Below are 16,364 nucleotides of genomic sequence, written 5' to 3'. Positions count from 1 at the left end.
CCAACGCCGCCCTCCCGCCACGACCGAAGGACCATCCCGCATGAGCATGACCCCGGAGCAGGCCACCTGGTTCGCCGACGTCGCAGGCCGCATCGTGACCAACGTCGAGCAGGTGCTCCTCGGGAAGACGTTCGTGATCCGCCTCGCGGTCACGGCGATGCTCAGCGAGGGGCACCTGCTCCTCGAGGACGTTCCCGGAACGGGCAAGACGAGCCTCGCCCGAGCGATGGCGCAGAGCGTGCAGGGCACCACGAACCGCATCCAGTTCACCCCCGACCTGCTGCCGGGCGACATCACCGGCATCAGTGTCTACGACCAGCGGACGCAGGAGTTCGACTTCCACCGCGGGCCGGTCTTCGCGAACATCGTGCTCGCCGACGAGATCAACCGTGCGAGCCCGAAGACTCAGTCCGCGCTGCTCGAGGCGATGGAGGAGTCCGCGATCACGGTCGACGGCGTCAACCACCGTCTCGCCGCGCCCTTCATGGTCATCGCGACCCAGAACCCGATCGAGCAGGCCGGCACCTACCGCCTGCCCGAGGCACAGCTCGACCGCTTCCTGATGAAGACCTCCATCGGCTACCCCGACCACGCGGCGACGGTGAAGATCCTCGAGACCTCGTCGGCTCCGTCGGCGTCGGTCCCGCTGGCGAGCGTCGTGCCCGCCGCGACCATCACCGAGATGGCCGCCCTGGCGCGCACCGTGCACGTCGACGCCGTGATCGCCGACTACGTCGCCCGCCTGGTGGACGCGACCCGCTCCGCGAGCGAGGTCCGGCTGGGCGTCAGCGTTCGAGGGGCGATGGGCCTGATACGCGCTTCACGTGTCCTCGCGGCGCTGAGCGGTCGCCACTACGTCACACCGGACGACGTGAAGGCGCTGGCCGTCCCGGTTCTCGCGCACCGCCTGGTGCTCGACGCCGAGGCCGAGTTCGACGGCGTCAGCGCACCGAGCGTCATCGCGCAGCTCCTGGTGGAGACCCCGCCGCCCGCCGACCGAGTCACGACGTGACGGACCGCCGGCCCGTCTCCACGCGCTCGCGCCGTCCGTCCTCGACGCGGTCGCGTCGTGGCACGACGGTGTACGAGCGCACGGGGACGGTCACCGGCATGACCAACGTCCGGACGCGGATCGTCGGTGACCGCGAGGGCGTCGCAGCGGATGCGGTCATCGGGATCGTCCGGCTCTGGGCAACGGCCTGGAGGCTCGTCCTGCGTCTCTGGGGCGAGGTCTCGTCGGTCGTCACCGGGCTCGGGTGGACGGTCGCGGCGCTGACGCTCGTCGCGTTCGTGGCCGGCTACCGCTTCGGTCTGCGGGAGATCGTCGTCGTCGGGTTCGCCGGCGCGGTGCTCGCGGTGGTCGCTGCGGTGGCGTTGATCGGCCGGTCACGGCTGGTGATCCGGATGCGGCTCCCGCAGCACCGTGTGGCGGTCGGCGACGACGCCGGTGTGATCATCACGGCGGAGAACCCCACGCGCCTGCCGTCGGTGCCGACCACCGTCGAGGTGCCGGTCGGGTCCGGTCTGGTCGACGTCGCCATCCCGGCCATCGGGCCGCACGGCACCTTCGAGCGGCAGGTCCCCGTCCCGACGCTCCGCCGCGGGGTGCTCGACGTCGGGCCCGTGACGGGGGTCCGCGCCGACCCCGTGGGACTCGTCCGCCGCGAACTCGTCTGGACCGCCCGCGAGCAGGTCATCGTGCACCCGCGCACCATCGCGATCCCGTCGACGAGCACCGGCCTGGTGCGTGACCTCGAGGGGCAGGCGACGACGGACCTGTCGCCCGCGGACATCGCCTTCCACGCCATCCGCGAGTACATGCCCGGCGACGACCCGCGCACCATTCACTGGAAGTCGACTGCGAAGTCCGGCGCGCTCATGGTCCGGCAGTTCGAGGACACCCGTCGCTCGCACCTCGTCGTCGCGCTCGGCATCGCCCGCGGTGAGTTCGCCGACGACGAGGAGTTCGAGCTCGCGGTGAGCGCGGCCGCCTCCCTCGGCGCGCGGGCGATCCGTGACGGCCGTGAGGTCTCGGTCGTGGTGTCCCAGCGCACGCCGGAGTTCGCGAAGCGTGCGGTGTACGCCGTCCGGACGCTCCCCACCGTCACGCCGACGCGCCTGCTCGACGACTTCGCCTCGGTCGGCCTGGCCGACGCGTGCCTGCCGATCGCCGAGGTCTCCCGGATCGTGGGGAGCGACACCGACGGCATCTCCGTCGCGTTCCTCGTCGTGGGTTCGACCGTCGGCCTGCCCGCGCTCCGACTCGCCGCCACGCGGTTCCCCGTCGGGGTGGAGGTCGTCGCGGTGATCTGCGAGCCCGAGGCCCAGCCGCGGTTCCTGCGTGTCGCGGGTCTGACGGTGATGACCATCGGCTACCTGGACGACCTCCGGCACGCCCTGCACCGATCGGCGTCGGCAGCATGAGCGCCGCACCCGTGACGACCCCGGCCCCGGACCGGGCGAGACGCTCGACTCGACGGTCCGACCGTCGCGATGCCCGCCGGCTCGTCCCGTTCCGCCTCGCCGGCGGCACGCTCGCGGTCTGGCTGTTGCTGGCCGTCGCGAGCACGTCCTGGTGGCCGGTGTACCGGGACGGCGCGATGATCACCGCCGCGGTCACGGCGATCGTGATCGGGACGGTCGTCGCGCTCCTCGGCACCCTGCTCCGGCTCCCGATGGCCGTCGTGGCGATCGCGACCGTCGCCGCGTTCACGCTGACCGGCGTCCCAGCCGCCGTGCCGAGCCAGGCGAACGGCCTGCTGCCCACCGGACACGGACTCCTCGACCTCTTCGCCGGCGTCGCCCTCGGCTGGAAGCAGCTGGTGACCATCAGCCTTCCGGTGGGTTCCTACGAAGCGCTCCTCGTGCCCTACTTCGTGACGCTGCTCGTGGCGACGGTGACCGCCGTGAGCGTGGCGACCCGCGCCTCCAGGCAGGAACTCGCGAGCATCCCGGCACTGGTGCTCTTCGCGGTTGGCGTGGTCGTCGGGCCGAGCCGGCTCGACACGTCGATCGTGACGGCGGTCGTCCTGGTCGGCCTCGCCCTCGTCTGGGCGCTGACGGTCCGGCACGCGCGTCGCGCGGTCGCCGTGGCGACCACCATCGGTTCCCGTGTGCCGGTCGCACGGTCCATCGTCCGACCCGCGCTCGTGGGCACCGGCACCATCGTGGCCGCGGCGGTCGTCGCGACCGGGCTCGGCCTGGTCGCACCGCCCTCCGGCGACCGCACCGTCGCTCGCACCGACGTCGTGAAGCCGTTCGATCCCCGCGACTACGTCAGTCCGCTCAGCGGGTTCCGCGCCTACGAGGAATCCACCGCCTCGGACGCGACCCAGCTCCGGGTGACCGGCCTGCCCGAGGGTGGGTTCGTCCGCATCGCGACGCTGGACACCTACGACGGCGTGGTCTACCGGGTCGGCGGCGCCGACGGCTCGGCGGGCTCGGGCACCTTCGAACGCGTGCCGACCTCGGTCGACGTCCGTGGCGTCCGGGGCACCACGGTCGACGTCGGTGTGACGGTCGACGGGTACCGCGGTGTGTGGTTGCCGACGGTCGGCGACCTGGAGCGCGTGGAGTTCACCGGGCAGGACGCCGACGACGAGCGCGGCGCGTTCTTCTACAACGGATCGACCGGCACCGGCGCCGTGGTCGGCGGAGTGGGGGACGGCACGTCCTACGACCTGACGGCGGTGCTGCCCGACCAGCCGACGGAACGGCAGCTGGCCACCGCGCGGCCGGGGAGCGCAGCGGTCCCCACCGCACGGGACGTCCCCGACGCCGTGCGCGACACCGTGGAGTCGACGACGAAGGACGTGTCGGCACCCGGCGCGAAGCTCCTCGCCGCGGTGCAGGCACTGCAGCGGAAGGGGTACGTCAGTCACGGTGTCGGTGACGACCGGATGAGCCGGTCTGGCCACGGTGCCGACCGTGTCCAGGAGCTCCTCACCGCGCCCCTGATGATCGGGGACCAGGAACAGTACGCCGCGGCGGCCGCGCTGATGGCCGACCAGATCGGGTTCCCCGCGCGGGTCGTGATGGGCTTCACGGCCGGGGGCGACTCGGGCAGCGACGGCACCGCAGCGCGTGGCGGGACGACGACCTTCCGCGGGTCGGACGTCACGGCTCGCATCGAGGTGGACACCGCGCAGTGGGGGTGGGTGATGCTGAACCCCAACCCCGAGGTGCGCGAGATCCCGGACGAGCAGCAGCAGACCCCGCAGCCGGTGACGCGTCCGGAAACGGTCGTGCCGCCGCCCCCGGTGGACCAGCAGGACCAGGACCAGCAGACGCCTCCGGAGAGTGACCGGAACACGCCGCCGGTGCAGCCGCTCTGGCTCCGGATCCTGCTCGCGGTGCTGCCCTGGGCCTTCGGGGCCCTCGGCGTGGTCGCACTCGTCCTGCTGCCGTTCGCCGTGATCGTGCTGCTGAAGCGACTACGACGGCGACGACGGCGGACCGCCACCACGCACCGGGGTCGCATCGTCGGCGCCTGGGACGAGTACCGCGACGCGCTGCTCGACCGTGGGCACGACGTGCGGCGTTCCGCCACCCGGCGTGAAGCCGTCGTCGGTGCACCGGGCGACGGCGGGACCGGACTCGCGGCGCTGGCCGACCGTGCGGTGTTCGGTCCGAGCGACACCGACCAGACCACCGCCGATCGCATGTGGGCGGCGACGGACGACGCGATCGGTTCGCTCCGGACCGGGCTGACCCGGCGGGAGCGGTTCCGCGCCGCCGTGTCGCTCCGGTCCCTGCGGGGAACCGGGCGTCGTCCGACGGCACGGTCGCGTCGTAGAACCGACGGCCAGACTGCGTCGGGGCACGGCGACTACGATGTCCAGAGGCCGGACGAGCGTCGTGGACGGCCGAGTGAGGACAGAGGCACCACGTGATCAGATGCGAACACTGCGGATCGATGCTCCCGGACGGAGCGATCTTCTGCGGTGAGTGCGGACGCGCGGTCACCGCCGCGGCGAGCCGTCGCCCGGTCGCGCCGACCCCCGTCGAACAGGCGCCGCCGCCACCGTTGCAGCAGCCCGACGCGCACGGCCGACGGTCCGACCCGGCCTCCGACGCCTGGTTGCCCGAATCCACGCTCGACCCCGCCACCCGCGCCTGGCTCACCGGTGCCGACCGCCGTGGAACCGAACCGCCGGCACCCGTGCCGGTGCAGCGTCCCGACGACTTCGCGCCGCGCCAGGCGCCCTCCCACGTGCACGGCGCCGGATCCGGACTCGGGGACTGGTCGGGCGCGCCGGGCCAGTCGGATGCGGAGCCGGCTCTCGACCCCGACGCCTACCCGTCCGAGCCCCTCGACGCCGACGACCCCGAGCGCACCCGCATCGCCCCGGCTCCGGGTCGCGCGGCGACGCCCGCCGCCCCGGTGCGCGATGCCCCAACGCCGGGTCCCGAGCAGACGGCGCAGCAGCCCGTCGCGCCCCCGCACACCGCGGAGCCCGCTCTGCCCGTGTGGGCACCGCCGGCCGCCACCGCACCTCCAGCGGCACCCGCCGCTCCGTCCTGGTGGGTGGGCCGTGGTACCCCGGCTGCCGAGACGCCGTCCGAGCCGGTCGTTCCGCCGGTGCCAGGAGCACCTGCCGACCCGGCCGCCGAGCAGGGCACCGCGGCTCCTGCGTCGGACCCACAGGACGGACAGGACCCACAGGACGGACCGGACCCACAGGGCGCACAGGATGCCCAGGTCGGCTCCGAGCCGGAGCGCGACGAGGTGATCGTGGCGGCGTCGGAGACGAGTGCCGCCGACGACCAGCCCGCCGTCGTGTCGCCCCCGCAGCCCGGGGACACCGCCGTGGTCGAGCCGCTCATCGACCGACGGCCGCCGCGTCCGGCCCCGCTCGTCACCCCCGGAATGCACGAGACGACCATCTGCCACGTCTGCGGCAACCGGCTCGAGCCCGACGACATCTTCTGCGGCGAGTGCGGAGCCGTCCGCCCGGCGGTCACCGCGGCCTTCACCGGCCCGGTCATGCCCTTGCCGATGACCCGACCCGACTGGGCAGCAGAGGGCTCTGACGAGACCCTGGGGTCTGACGGCACCAATGGGTCTGACGGCACCGACACGTCCGGAACGACCGACGATGCGGACGAGCCGGCCGGGGGTTCGTCCGACCCCACGGGCTCGGACGAGTCCGACGAGAACAGCGCCGACGAACTCGCTGCGCACGACGAGCAGGGCGATGAGCTGCACGACGAGGTCCCGGTGGACGACGAGCCGGTCCGCGCCGAGGTCGAGCAGTCCGGTTCGGGCCGTCGCGCCCGGAGGGCGCACGCTGCCCCGGTCAGCGAGCCCGAGGCGTCCGCCGTACCGCGCGCCCCGCTCCCGCCGGTGCCCGGTTCCGCGACCGTCCCGTCCTCCGCGCCGTCCGCCGCCACCACCGGTGTGCCCCTGGCTGCGCCGCTGCCCCCGATCCCGGGAGCGACCGGACCCGCGCTGCCGCTCCCGCCGGCGAGCCCGTCGGAGTCGAACGCCGGAGCCGATGAGTCCGACGACCCCGACGACGACGTCGACGAGACCCGCATCGTCGCGAAGACCCCGACCCGGGCGCCGTTCGTCCTGCACTTCAGCACGGGTGAACGGCTCGGGGTGCACGGCACCGGTCTGCTCGGCCGCCTGCCGCGACCGCAGCCGGGGGAGCGGTACGACGACCTGCTGACCGTGCACGATCCGGGCAAGTCCGTGTCGAAGACCCACCTCGAGCTCGGCCGCGACGGCGACGACCTGTGGGTCTCCGACCGGTTCTCCGGCAACGGCACGGTGGTCCGGCACATCGACGGATCGATCCGCCGCTGCGAGCCCGGTCGGCGGTACCGCGTCGAGCGTGGTGCGCGCGTCGACATCGGTGAGCAGTTCTTCCTCGTGCAGTAGGCGACTTCTCCACAGATCCCGTCGCGGACCAGCGCTGGGCCGTTCGCACCTGGTGCGATGGGGACATGTCCCGCTTCACCGCCCGCTGTGTGATCGTGGGGGCAGCGGTCGCGCTGGTCGTGGCCGGTGTCCTCGCGCCGATCAGTGGTGCCGGGCAGAGCGTCCTGCTCGGCGCGGGAGCGTGCTGCGCCCTGGTCGACGTCGTGCTGCACCGATCGGCGCCGCCGGATCCCGGAACCCGTCCGGCCCCGGTCGTTGCGCCGCGTGCGCCGGACCAGCCCGCCGCGGCCGATCCCCTCGGCTCGACGGCGCAGCCGACGGGCACGACCTCTGCGGACGGTGACGGCACCCCGGCACTCGTCCTCGGGTACGGGTCGGGCGGCAACCTGCTCCGCGTCGACGCCGGCTCCCACATCGTGGTCGTCGGGGCCGGAGCACTCGCCGTCGCGGTGTTCCGCGGGCTCGCCGAGCAGCTCCGCGCCGCTGCCGTCCACGCCGACGACGACCTGCGGTGGGCCGTCGCGCCAGGACTCATCGACGCCGCGGGCTCCCGCAGCGACGATCCGGCCTCGACCACCTCGAGCGCACCGTCAGTGGAGACCCTCCCGCCGGGGACATCGGTCGCGGTGTGGATGGGCACCGACGGCCGACCGCTCGGCACGGTGGTGCTCGTGCCCGGACTCGGAGCAGCGCCCCGACACCGGGACGTCACCGTCGAGGTCTCGCGGTACGGCTGCTCCGTCCGTCGACTCGACGGCGACGGGGTCGTCCGTGTGTCCCCGGCGCTGCCGGTCCTCGCCCCCGACCCCGACAGCGCGGACCGATGACCAGCGCCGAGGAGCAGCGCGGACCGAGGATCAGCGCCGACCGAGGATCAGCACCCGCGACGGATCAGCGCAGCCCGGCACCGACGCGCACCGTACCGACGGGGACGCCACCGCCGAGCACCCGCTCACCGGTCGCCTCGAGCACCTCGGCCACGCCGTCGGACGCGACGAGCCCGTTCCGCTCGAGCAGGGCAAGGGCCGCCAGGGTGCCGGCCCGCTGCGAGCCGTCGAGCACCTTCACCGCCACCGCCGCGCCGCCGGGCAACCCCATGACCATGACGCCCTCGGCACCGAGCTTCGCCAGCACCTGCAGCCGCTCGATGGTGACCGTGTTCGCACGCCCGACACCGTCGATCGCCCACGGGTGCGCCAGGACCGCGTCGGTCAGCGCGGCGGAGTCGTCGTCGGCCCGTGCCACGACACCGGCGAACCCGCGTGCCACCCCCGTCAGGGTCAGCGGGAACACGGGGGCGCCGCAGCCGTCCGTGCCGACCAGGTCGACGGTCTCGTGCGTGTACTCCTCGACCACGGAACGCACCCGCTGCTGCAGCGGGTGCTCGATGTCGAGGTACGTGGCCTCGTCCCACCCGTTCACCCGGCAGGCCGCGAGCATGCCGGCGTGCTTGCCGGAGCAGTTCATCGCCAGTCGGCGGGGTCCGTCCATCGTGCGGGCGGTGCCGCGGTCGAACGGCATGTCCGGCGGGCACCCGAGGTCGGCCTCGACGTGGTCGAAGGACTCGAGCATGTGCAGGGCGAGCGCCTGGTGCGCCGCGGTCCCGGCATGGCTCGCGGTGGTGAGGACGAGCTCCTCGTCGGAGAACAGCGCGCCGGCGCGTCGGACCGCCAGGGCCTGGAACGGCTTCATGGTGGAACGCGGGTAGATGCTCGCCGTCACGTCACCCACGGAGTCGATCACCGTGCCGGTCGCGTCGACGACGACGCCGGCACCGACGTGTCGGCTCTCGTCGAACCCTGAGCGTTCGAGCACCGCCAGCTCGACGGAACCGTCGGCGGTGAGAGGATGGCGATCACTGCGGACTTCGGGGCTCACCGTCATGCCGCCATGCTAGCCAAGGCGAAGGGGCACACCCGTGCACGACCACTCCTACGAGGTCTCCGTCAGCTGGACCGGCGACCGCGGGACCGGCACGTCCGGGTACCGCGACTACGGCCGCGAACACGTGGTCTCGGCGACGGGCAAGCCGGACGTCCCCGGCTCTGCCGACCCGACGTTCCGCGGGGACCGTGACCGCTGGAACCCCGAGGAGATGGTGGTCGCGGCGCTGGCCCAGTGCCACATGCTCAGCTACCTGCACGTCGCGGTCACGAAGGGCTTCACCGTCGTGGACTACCAGGACACCGCGACCGCGTCGCTCCGCCTGAACCGTGACGGCTCGGGTGAACTGACCGAGGCGACCCTGCACCCGGTCGTCACGATCCTCGAGGCCGACCGCGTCGCGGACGCCGAAGCCGCACACGTCACCGCCAACCAGCTCTGCTTCATCGCACGCTCCGTGGCGTTCCCGGTGCACCACGAGCCGCAGCTGGTCGTCCGACCTGCGTCATTGGCAGGGGACTCTTCGACTGGTGGGGCAGACTAGGTCCTCGTGAAGCGTCTCCGCCTGCTCCCGATCGCCATCGTCCCCGCCGTCGTGCTGGGACTCGCCGCCTGCTCCGGCTCCGGTTCGAACGGGTCCTCGGCCTCGCCGACCCCGTCGGCCAGCGCCACGGCCTCGGCGATCACCTCCTGCCCCGACCCGGGCAAGGCCTCCGACGCCGTCCAGGCGACCGGGTCGTTCGGTGGGACGAAGGCCCCGACCGTCAAGTTCGCCTCGGGCCTGTCCGCGAAGACGCCGCAGGCCACCCGGCTCGTGAAGGGCAAGGGCGCGGCGCTCGACGAGGGCGACTACGCGCAGGTGTCCTACAGCGTGTACAAGACGTCGGACGCCAAGAAGCTCGGCACCGTGGGCTTCGACGAGGGCAACCCGCAGGTCCTGTCCGTCGGCGGGTCGGGCTTCGGCGCACTCCTCGCCTGCTCGAAGGTGGGCGACCGGATCGCCGCGGTCGGACAGTCCTCGGCACTCGGGTTCAACACCGGCGGCGAGATCGTGGTCGTCGCCGACGTCGTCGCGCAGACCCCCACCAAGGCGAACGGCACCCCGAAGGACCAAGACCCGGCCCTGCCCACGGTCACGGACAAGTCGAGCGGCGAGCCGGAGATCACGATCCCCGACGGCGTGAAGGCGCCCACGAAGACCACGGTCGAGGTGCTCAAGCAGGGCGACGGCTCCGCGATCGCCGACGGCGACACCGCACTCGTGCAGTACAAGGGCGTCGTCTACGACACGGGCAAGGAGTTCGACTCCTCGTGGTCGAAGGGCGTCCCCACCACCTTCACCGTGTCGGAGAGCGCGCTCATCAAGGGCTTCGTCACCGGGCTCGTCGGGCAGAAGGTCGGCTCGCAGGTCCTGATCGTCGCCACGCCGGAGGACGCCTACGGCGCCAACCCGCAGGAGGGCTCGGGCATCCCGAAGAACGCCACGCTCGTCTTCGTGGTCGACATCCTCGCCAAGGGCTGATCGTGACGGACGGCGGCCTCGGCAGCACCGGTCCGGCCCGCAGACGCATCGTCGTCCTCGGCAGCACCGGTTCGATCGGCACCCAGGCGCTCGACGTCGTCGCCCGCAACCCCGACCGGTTCGAGGTCGTCGGCCTCACCGCGGGCAGCAACCGCGATCTCGTCGCCGAGCAGGCCGCCCGTTTCGGCGTGCGCGACACCGCGTTCGGCGCGGCCGACTCGGAACGGCTCGTTCGGAGCGTCGAGGCCGACGTCGTCCTCAACGGCATCACCGGTTCGGTCGGGCTCGGTCCGACGCTGGCCGCACTCGAGAGCGGTGCCACCCTCGCCCTGGCGAACAAGGAGAGCCTGATCGTCGGCGGCTCCCTCGTGCAGCAGGCCGCGGCACCCGGGCAGATCGTGCCCGTCGACAGCGAGCACTCCGCGATCGCGCAGGCGCTCCGCTCCGGCGTCGACACCGAGGTGCAGCGGCTCGTCCTCACCGCGAGCGGGGGTCCGTTCCGCGGGCGCACCCGCGAGCAGCTCCGCGACGTCACCCCTGCCCAGGCACTGGCGCACCCCACCTGGGACATGGGGCTCGTCGTCACGACGAACTCCGCCACCCTGGTGAACAAGGGGCTCGAGGTCATCGAGGCCCACCTGCTCTTCGACGTGCCGTACGACCGCATCGACGTCACCGTGCACGCGCAGTCGATCGTGCACTCGATGGTCGAGTTCGTCGACGGTTCCACCATCGCCCAGGCGTCGCCGCCGGACATGCGCCTGCCGATCGCACTCGGCCTGGCCTGGCCGGACCGGGTGCCCGGCGTCGGCGTGCCGCTCGACTGGACGACCGCGAGCACGTGGACGTTCGAGCCCCTCGACCAGGACGCCTTCGGCGCCGTCGCCCTCGCGAAGCGCGTGGGTGAGCTGGGTGGGACGTTCCCGGCCGTGTTCAACGCCGCGAACGAGCAGGCCGTCGCCGCGTTCCACGCCGGTGCGATCGGTTTCCTGGACATCGTCGACACGGTCGAGCGCATCGTCGAGGAGCACACCGCGGGGGAGCCGTCACTCGACGGCGTGCTCGCGGCGGAGCAGTGGGCGCGCACCGCTGCGGACCGCGCGCTGACCCGCTGACGCGAGACGCGCCTCCCGTCCGACGCGGAGGCGGCAGACCGCGGACGGCGACGGACGGGAGGCCCAGATCACCTCTCAGACGGCGCTCGGCTCCGTCATGGAATCAGTCCCGTACTCTTTCCCGGTGACCGTCGAATCCGTCCTGCTCTTCGTCCTCGGCGTGGTCGTCTTCATCATCGGACTGCTGGTCTCGATCGGACTCCACGAGCTGGGGCACCTGTCCTTCGCGAAGCTCTTCAACGTCAAGGTGACGCAGTACTCGCTGGGCTTCGGCAAGGCGATGTGGTCGTTCAAGCGGGGTGAGACCGAGTACGGGATCCGTCCGATCCTGCTCGGTGGGTACATCTCGATGGTCGGCATGCTCAAGCCGCGCGCCTCGGGCCGGGCGAACGCCATCACGAACACCGGGATGTACGGCGCGTTCGTGCAGGACGCCCACCAGGCCAGCGCCGAGCAGATCGCGGACTCCGGTGGCGACGACTCCCGTGCCTTCTACCGCCTGACGCCGTGGAAGCGGATCATCGTGATGGTCGCGGGCCCGGCCATGAACCTGGTGATCGGCATCGTGCTGTTCGGCGTGCTGCTGTGCGGGTTCGGGGCGCCGACCACGACCTTCACGTCGAGCGTCGGGTGCGTGCTGCCGAACAGCCAGACGACCGAGTGCTCGCCCGGCGACGCGGTGTCCCCGGCGAAGCAGGCCGGCATCGAGTCCGGTGACGTCGTGCTCTCGGTGAACGGCGAGCAGGACCCCACGATCACCCGCGTCTCCGAGGTCTTCCAGGAGTCCGCCGGTGAGCAGGTCACCGTGGTGGTCGAGCGCGACGGTGCCCGGAAGACCCTCGAGATCACCCCGACGACCGCCACTCGCGACGTCTACGACGCCGAGGGCAAGGTCGTCAAGAACGACGACGGCACCACGAAGACCCAGCGCGTCGGCGTGGTCGGCGTCAGCATCGGGCAGTCCCTGGTGCGGCAGTCCCCGGCCGAGGTGCTGCCCGCGACCGGCGCCCAGATCGCGGCGTCGGCGCACCTGATCATCGACCTGCCGCAGCGCCTGGTCGCGGTGTGGAACGCCGCGTTCGGCGCCCAGGAGCGGTCGCAGGACAGCCCCGTGTCGGTGGTGGGCGTCGGCCGTGCGATCGGCGAGGTCTCGTCGATGAGCGGTGTCCCCGTGGTCGACAAGGCGTACACGATCCTCGGGCTGCTGGCCTCGCTCAACATCGGCCTGTTCGTGCTGAACATGGTGCCGCTGCTGCCGCTCGACGGCGGACACATCGCGGGTGCGCTCTGGGAGACGGTCAAGCGACGGTCGTTCAAGCTCGTCGGCAAGGCGGACCCGGGGCCCATCGACCTGGCGAAGACGATGCCGCTGACGATGGTGGTCGTGGTGCTGCTGGCGGGCATGAGCGCCCTGCTCATCTACGCCGACATCGTTCGTCCGGTGAACCTCTTCGGGTAGGGCTGCCGAGCCACTACGCTCAGCGCATGAGCACAGCCGCCACGAACCCGCCCGAGGTTCGCGCCGTCGAACGCCAGGGGCTCGACGTCATCGCCGAGTCCGACCGGAAGGGCACCCCGAGGGGGCTGTTCTGGCCGTGGTTCGCCGCCAACATCTCCGTCCTCGGCCTGAGCTACGGCTCCTTCGTCCTCGGCTTCGGCATCTCGCTGGCCCAGGCGACGATCGTCTCGGTGATCGGGGTGGTGTTCTCGTTCCTGCTGTGCGGCGTCGTCGCGATCGCCGGCAAACGCGGCTCCGCGCCGACGATGGTGCTGAGCCGTGCGGCCTTCGGGGTCCGCGGCAACCGGGTGCCGTCGTTCCTCAGCTGGGTCCTCACCGTCGGGTGGGAGACGTCGCTCGCCGCCCTGGCGGTCCTGGCGACCTCGACGGTGTTCACCGAGCTCGGCTGGGACGGCGGGGTCCTGACGAAGGTCGTCGCGCTCGTCGTGGTCGCCGCACTGATCGTCGGAGCCGGCATCGCCGGGTTCGACGTCATCATGCGCCTGCAGACCGTGATCACCGTCGTCACCGCCGTGTTGACCGTCGTCTACATCGTGCTCGCCGCGCCGACCATCGACTTCGCAGCGCTCGGTGCCCTGCCGTCCGGCAGCGGGCAGAACGTCATCGGGGCGCTCGTCCTCGTGATGACCGGGTTCGGACTCGGCTGGGTGAACGCCGCCGCCGACTACTCGCGGTACCTGCCACGGAACGCCTCGACGGGCGGGGTCGTCGGCTGGACGACGTTCGGCGGTGCCCTCGCACCGGCGGTCCTCGTGGTGATCGGCGTGATGCTGGCGGGGTCGTCACCGGACCTGAACGACGCGATCGGAGCCGACCCGATCGGCGCGCTCACGACGGTGCTCCCGGTCTGGTTCCTCATCCCGTTCGCGATCGTGGCGATCCTCGGGCTCGTCGGGGGAGCCGTCCTCGACATCTACTCGTCGGGCCTCGCACTGCTGAGCGTCGGCGTGAAGATCTCGCGTCCGGCCGCCGCGGGCGTCGACGGCGTGATCATGGTCGCAGGTGCCGTCTACGTCGCCTTCTTCGCGCAGGACTTCATCTCGCCGTTCCAGGCCTTCCTCGTGACCCTCGGCGTCCCGATCGCCGCGTGGGCCGGGATCTTCGTCGCCGACGTCCTGCTCCGTCGACGCGCCTACGCCGAAGCCGAGCTCGACGACCGCCGCGGGCGCTACGGCGACGTCCGGTGGCTGCCCATCGCGCTCGTCGTGCTCGGGACCGTGCTCGGGTGGGGCCTGGTGACGAACACCTACGGCGTCCCGGCCTGGCTCAACTGGCAGGGCTACCTGCTCGGCCCGTTCGGCCTCGGCGGCCGCGAGGGGCCCTGGGCGTACGCGAACCTCGGCGTCCTCGTCGCCCTGGTCGTCGGGTTCCTCGGCACGCTGCTGTTCGCGCGCGGCTCGATCCGCCGTCAGGAAGCACTCGCCACCCCGGACGACCTGCGATGAGCGCGGAGATCCCCGACGACGCCTGGCTCGTCGTGATCGACATGCAGCAGGTCTTCACCGGCGAGAACCCGTGGGCCGCACCGCGGTACGACCACGCCGGCGCCGGCATCGAGCGGCTCCTGCCGCGGTTCACGGGCCGCACGGTCTTCACCCGCTTCGTGGCTCCGGCGCAGCCCGAGGGCGCGTGGGTGCCGTACTACCGCGACTGGCCCTTCGCACTGGTCCCGGACGCCGACCCGCTATACGCGCTCACCGAGCCGTTCGCGTCGGCGGCGGCGGACCGGAACGACCCCGTCGTGACGGAACCGACCTTCGGCAAGTGGGGGACGAGCCTCCAGGCCGTCGTCGGCGACCACCCGCACCTGGTGCTCACGGGGGTCTCGACCGACTGCTGCGTGCTGTCGACCGCGCTGGCGGCGGCCGACGCCGGTGCGACGGTGACCGTCGTGGCGGATGCCTGCGCCGGCGCTACCGACGAGGACCACGACCGTGCGCTCGCGGTGATGCGGCTCTACGCCCCGCTCATCACGGTCGTGGACTCGGTCAGGGAGCTCTGAACGGACGCACGGGGACCGGACCCGGCACGGTCAGACCGAGCGCGTAGAGTGCTCACGTGCCCGCAGTCAACCTCGGTATGCCCAAGTCCCCCGAAACCCTCGCTCCGCGTCGCAAGTCGCGGCAGATCCGGGTCGGCAAGGTGCTCGTGGGCGGCGACGCCCCGGTGTCCGTGCAGTCGATGACCACGACGCAGACCACCAACATCAACGCGACGCTGCAGCAGATCGCCGAACTCACGGCCTCGGGCTGTGACATCGTCCGGGTCGCCGTGCCCACGCAGGACGACGCCGACGCGCTGGCGATCATCGCGAAGAAGTCGCAGATCCCCGTGATCGCCGACATCCACTTCCAGCCGAAGTACGTCTTCCAGGCGATCGACGCCGGCTGTGCGGCCGTCCGCGTCAACCCGGGCAACATCCGCAAGTTCGACGACCAGGTCGGCGCGATCGCCAAGGCCGCCAAGGACGCCGGCGTCTCGCTCCGCATCGGCGTGAACGCGGGATCGCTCGAGCCGAGCCTGCTGCAGAAGTACGGCAAGGCCACCCCCGAGGCGCTCGTCGAGTCCGCCGTGTGGGAAGCCTCCCTGTTCGAGGAGCACGACTTCCACGACTTCAAGATCTCAGTCAAGCACAACGACCCGATCGTGATGGTCAAGGCCTACCGGCAGCTCGCCGCCGCCGGTGACTGGCCGCTGCACCTCGGCGTGACCGAGGCCGGCCCGGAGTTCCAGGGCACCATCAAGAGCGCCACCGCGTTCGGCATCCTGCTGGCCGAGGGCATCGGCGACACCATCCGTGTGTCGCTCTCCGCCCCGCCCGCGCAAGAGGTCAAGGTCGGCCTGCAGATCCTGCAGTCGCTCAACCTGCGCGAGCGCAAGCTCGAGATCGTCTCCTGCCCGAGCTGCGGTCGCGCGCAGGTCGACGTCTACCAGCTCGCGAACGACGTCACGAAGGGGCTCGAGGGCATGACCGTCCCGCTCCGCGTCGCCGTCATGGGCTGCGTCGTGAACGGCCCGGGCGAGGCGCGCGAGGCCGACCTCGGTGTCGCCTCGGGCAACGGCAAGGGGCAGATCTTCGTCAAGGGCCAGGTCGTCAAGACCGTGCCGGAGGCCGAGATCGTCCAGACGCTCATCGACGAGGCGAACCGCATCGCGGACGAGATGGGGCCGGCCGCCGCCACGGGCACGCCCCAGGTGATCATGGCGCCGTAGGCGCGGCCACCCTCCGGACCGGAGGCCCGGTGCCAGCTGGCACCGGGCCTCCGGTCCGTCGTCGTGCGGTACCGGCGCCGGCGCCGGTCTGCACGGTGCGTGCTTCGCGCTTCCGCGCGGGGTTGATCGCTCCGTGCGAGCGTGCAGGCGCGCACGGAGCGGCTGCCGCCGCACCGGCCGCCGAACCTCGCACCGTGCGGCTCCGCTCCGCGTGGCCCGCGACGC

The 16,364-nt window shown here is 72.1% G+C and carries 13 protein-coding genes; 12 read left to right on the top strand and 1 reads right to left on the bottom strand.

The window, feature by feature from the left end; translation table 11 throughout:
* The first annotated feature begins 40 nt into the window (after window positions 1-40).
* From BR70_RS0108800 to BR70_RS0108780, 5 genes are all read left to right on the top strand, one after another.
* Window positions 41-1,012: an AAA family ATPase gene (locus BR70_RS0108800; protein WP_027465773.1), complete on the top strand. Its 972-nt coding sequence runs from the start codon at window positions 41-43 to the stop codon at window positions 1,010-1,012.
* A 98-nt stretch (window positions 1,013-1,110) separates the two neighbouring features.
* Window positions 1,111-2,424, top strand: a complete 1,314-nt coding sequence (locus BR70_RS0108795; protein ID WP_051596797.1) for a DUF58 domain-containing protein — start codon at window positions 1,111-1,113, stop codon at window positions 2,422-2,424.
* Entirely contained in the window at window positions 2,421-4,892 is a 2,472-nt protein-coding gene (locus tag BR70_RS20190; RefSeq protein ID WP_051596745.1) for a TgpA N-terminal domain-containing protein, read from the top strand. The genes BR70_RS0108795 and BR70_RS20190 overlap by 4 nt, the downstream gene beginning before the upstream one ends.
* Entirely contained in the window at window positions 4,889-6,886 is a 1,998-nt protein-coding gene (locus BR70_RS22255; RefSeq protein ID WP_155896832.1) for a zinc-ribbon domain-containing protein, read from the top strand. The genes BR70_RS20190 and BR70_RS22255 overlap by 4 nt, the downstream gene beginning before the upstream one ends.
* Window positions 6,887-6,951: 65 nt before the next feature.
* Window positions 6,952-7,713, top strand: a complete 762-nt coding sequence (locus BR70_RS0108780) for a hypothetical protein (protein WP_027465771.1) — start codon at window positions 6,952-6,954, stop codon at window positions 7,711-7,713.
* A 64-nt stretch (window positions 7,714-7,777) separates the two neighbouring features.
* On the opposite strand, the gene BR70_RS20180 is transcribed toward BR70_RS0108780, so the two are convergent.
* Window positions 7,778-8,770 (bottom strand): asparaginase, encoded by a 993-nt coding sequence (locus BR70_RS20180; RefSeq protein WP_051596743.1) that lies wholly within the window; start codon window positions 8,768-8,770, stop codon window positions 7,778-7,780.
* A 34-nt stretch (window positions 8,771-8,804) separates the two neighbouring features.
* Between BR70_RS20180 and BR70_RS0108770 the strand changes: the two genes are divergently transcribed.
* The 7 genes from BR70_RS0108770 (at window position 8,805) to ispG (ending at window position 16,139) form a co-directional block, all read left to right on the top strand.
* Window positions 8,805-9,314, top strand: coding sequence for an OsmC family protein (locus BR70_RS0108770; protein WP_027465770.1), 510 nt, complete (start codon window positions 8,805-8,807; stop codon window positions 9,312-9,314).
* A 6-nt stretch (window positions 9,315-9,320) separates the two neighbouring features.
* On the top strand, window positions 9,321-10,292 hold the full coding sequence (locus tag BR70_RS0108765; RefSeq protein WP_027465769.1) for an FKBP-type peptidyl-prolyl cis-trans isomerase: 972 nt from the start codon (window positions 9,321-9,323) through the stop codon (window positions 10,290-10,292).
* A gap of 2 nt (window positions 10,293-10,294) precedes the next feature.
* Complete coding sequence (gene dxr, locus BR70_RS0108760) at window positions 10,295-11,407, top strand: 1-deoxy-D-xylulose-5-phosphate reductoisomerase (protein WP_051596742.1); 1,113 nt, start codon at window positions 10,295-10,297, stop codon at window positions 11,405-11,407.
* A 124-nt stretch (window positions 11,408-11,531) separates the two neighbouring features.
* Window positions 11,532-12,866 carry a M50 family metallopeptidase gene (locus tag BR70_RS0108755; RefSeq protein ID WP_027465767.1) on the top strand — a complete coding sequence of 445 codons (1,335 nt, stop codon included), beginning with the start codon at window positions 11,532-11,534 and terminating at the stop codon, window positions 12,864-12,866.
* A 26-nt stretch (window positions 12,867-12,892) separates the two neighbouring features.
* Complete coding sequence (locus BR70_RS0108750) at window positions 12,893-14,371, top strand: purine-cytosine permease family protein (protein ID WP_027465766.1); 1,479 nt, start codon at window positions 12,893-12,895, stop codon at window positions 14,369-14,371.
* A complete protein-coding gene (locus BR70_RS0108745) occupies window positions 14,368-14,928 on the top strand; it encodes a cysteine hydrolase family protein (protein WP_027465765.1) in 561 nt (186 codons plus the stop codon). Before BR70_RS0108750 ends, BR70_RS0108745 begins: the two co-directional genes overlap by 4 nt.
* 56 nt (window positions 14,929-14,984) lie before the next feature.
* Window positions 14,985-16,139, top strand: coding sequence for a flavodoxin-dependent (E)-4-hydroxy-3-methylbut-2-enyl-diphosphate synthase (gene ispG, locus BR70_RS0108740; protein WP_173034028.1), 1,155 nt, complete (start codon window positions 14,985-14,987; stop codon window positions 16,137-16,139).
* The last annotated feature ends 225 nt before the right edge of the window (window positions 16,140-16,364 follow it).

Source organism: Curtobacterium sp. UNCCL17 (assembly GCF_000686685.1).
Taxonomy (GTDB): domain Bacteria; phylum Actinomycetota; class Actinomycetes; order Actinomycetales; family Microbacteriaceae; genus Curtobacterium; species Curtobacterium flaccumfaciens.
Note: the sequence above shows the minus strand (reverse complement) of the source record. Positions and strands in the feature narration are given on the sequence as shown.

What these genes read in the sequence shown, in the direction of transcription:
- BR70_RS0108800 (WP_027465773.1), top strand. Translation starts at nt 41, where the DNA reads ATGAGCATGACCCCGGAGCAGGCCACCTGGTTCGCCGACGTCGCAGGC.
- BR70_RS0108795 (WP_051596797.1), top strand. Translation starts at nt 1,111, where the DNA reads ATGACCAACGTCCGGACGCGGATCGTCGGTGACCGCGAGGGCGTCGCA.
- BR70_RS20190 (WP_051596745.1), top strand. Translation starts at nt 2,421, where the DNA reads ATGAGCGCCGCACCCGTGACGACCCCGGCCCCGGACCGGGCGAGACGC.
- BR70_RS0108780 (WP_027465771.1), top strand. Translation starts at nt 6,952, where the DNA reads ATGTCCCGCTTCACCGCCCGCTGTGTGATCGTGGGGGCAGCGGTCGCG.
- BR70_RS20180 (WP_051596743.1), bottom strand. Translation starts at nt 8,770, where the DNA reads ATGACGGTGAGCCCCGAAGTCCGCAGTGATCGCCATCCTCTCACCGCC.
- BR70_RS0108750 (WP_027465766.1), top strand. Translation starts at nt 12,893, where the DNA reads ATGAGCACAGCCGCCACGAACCCGCCCGAGGTTCGCGCCGTCGAACGC.
- BR70_RS0108745 (WP_027465765.1), top strand. Translation starts at nt 14,368, where the DNA reads ATGAGCGCGGAGATCCCCGACGACGCCTGGCTCGTCGTGATCGACATG.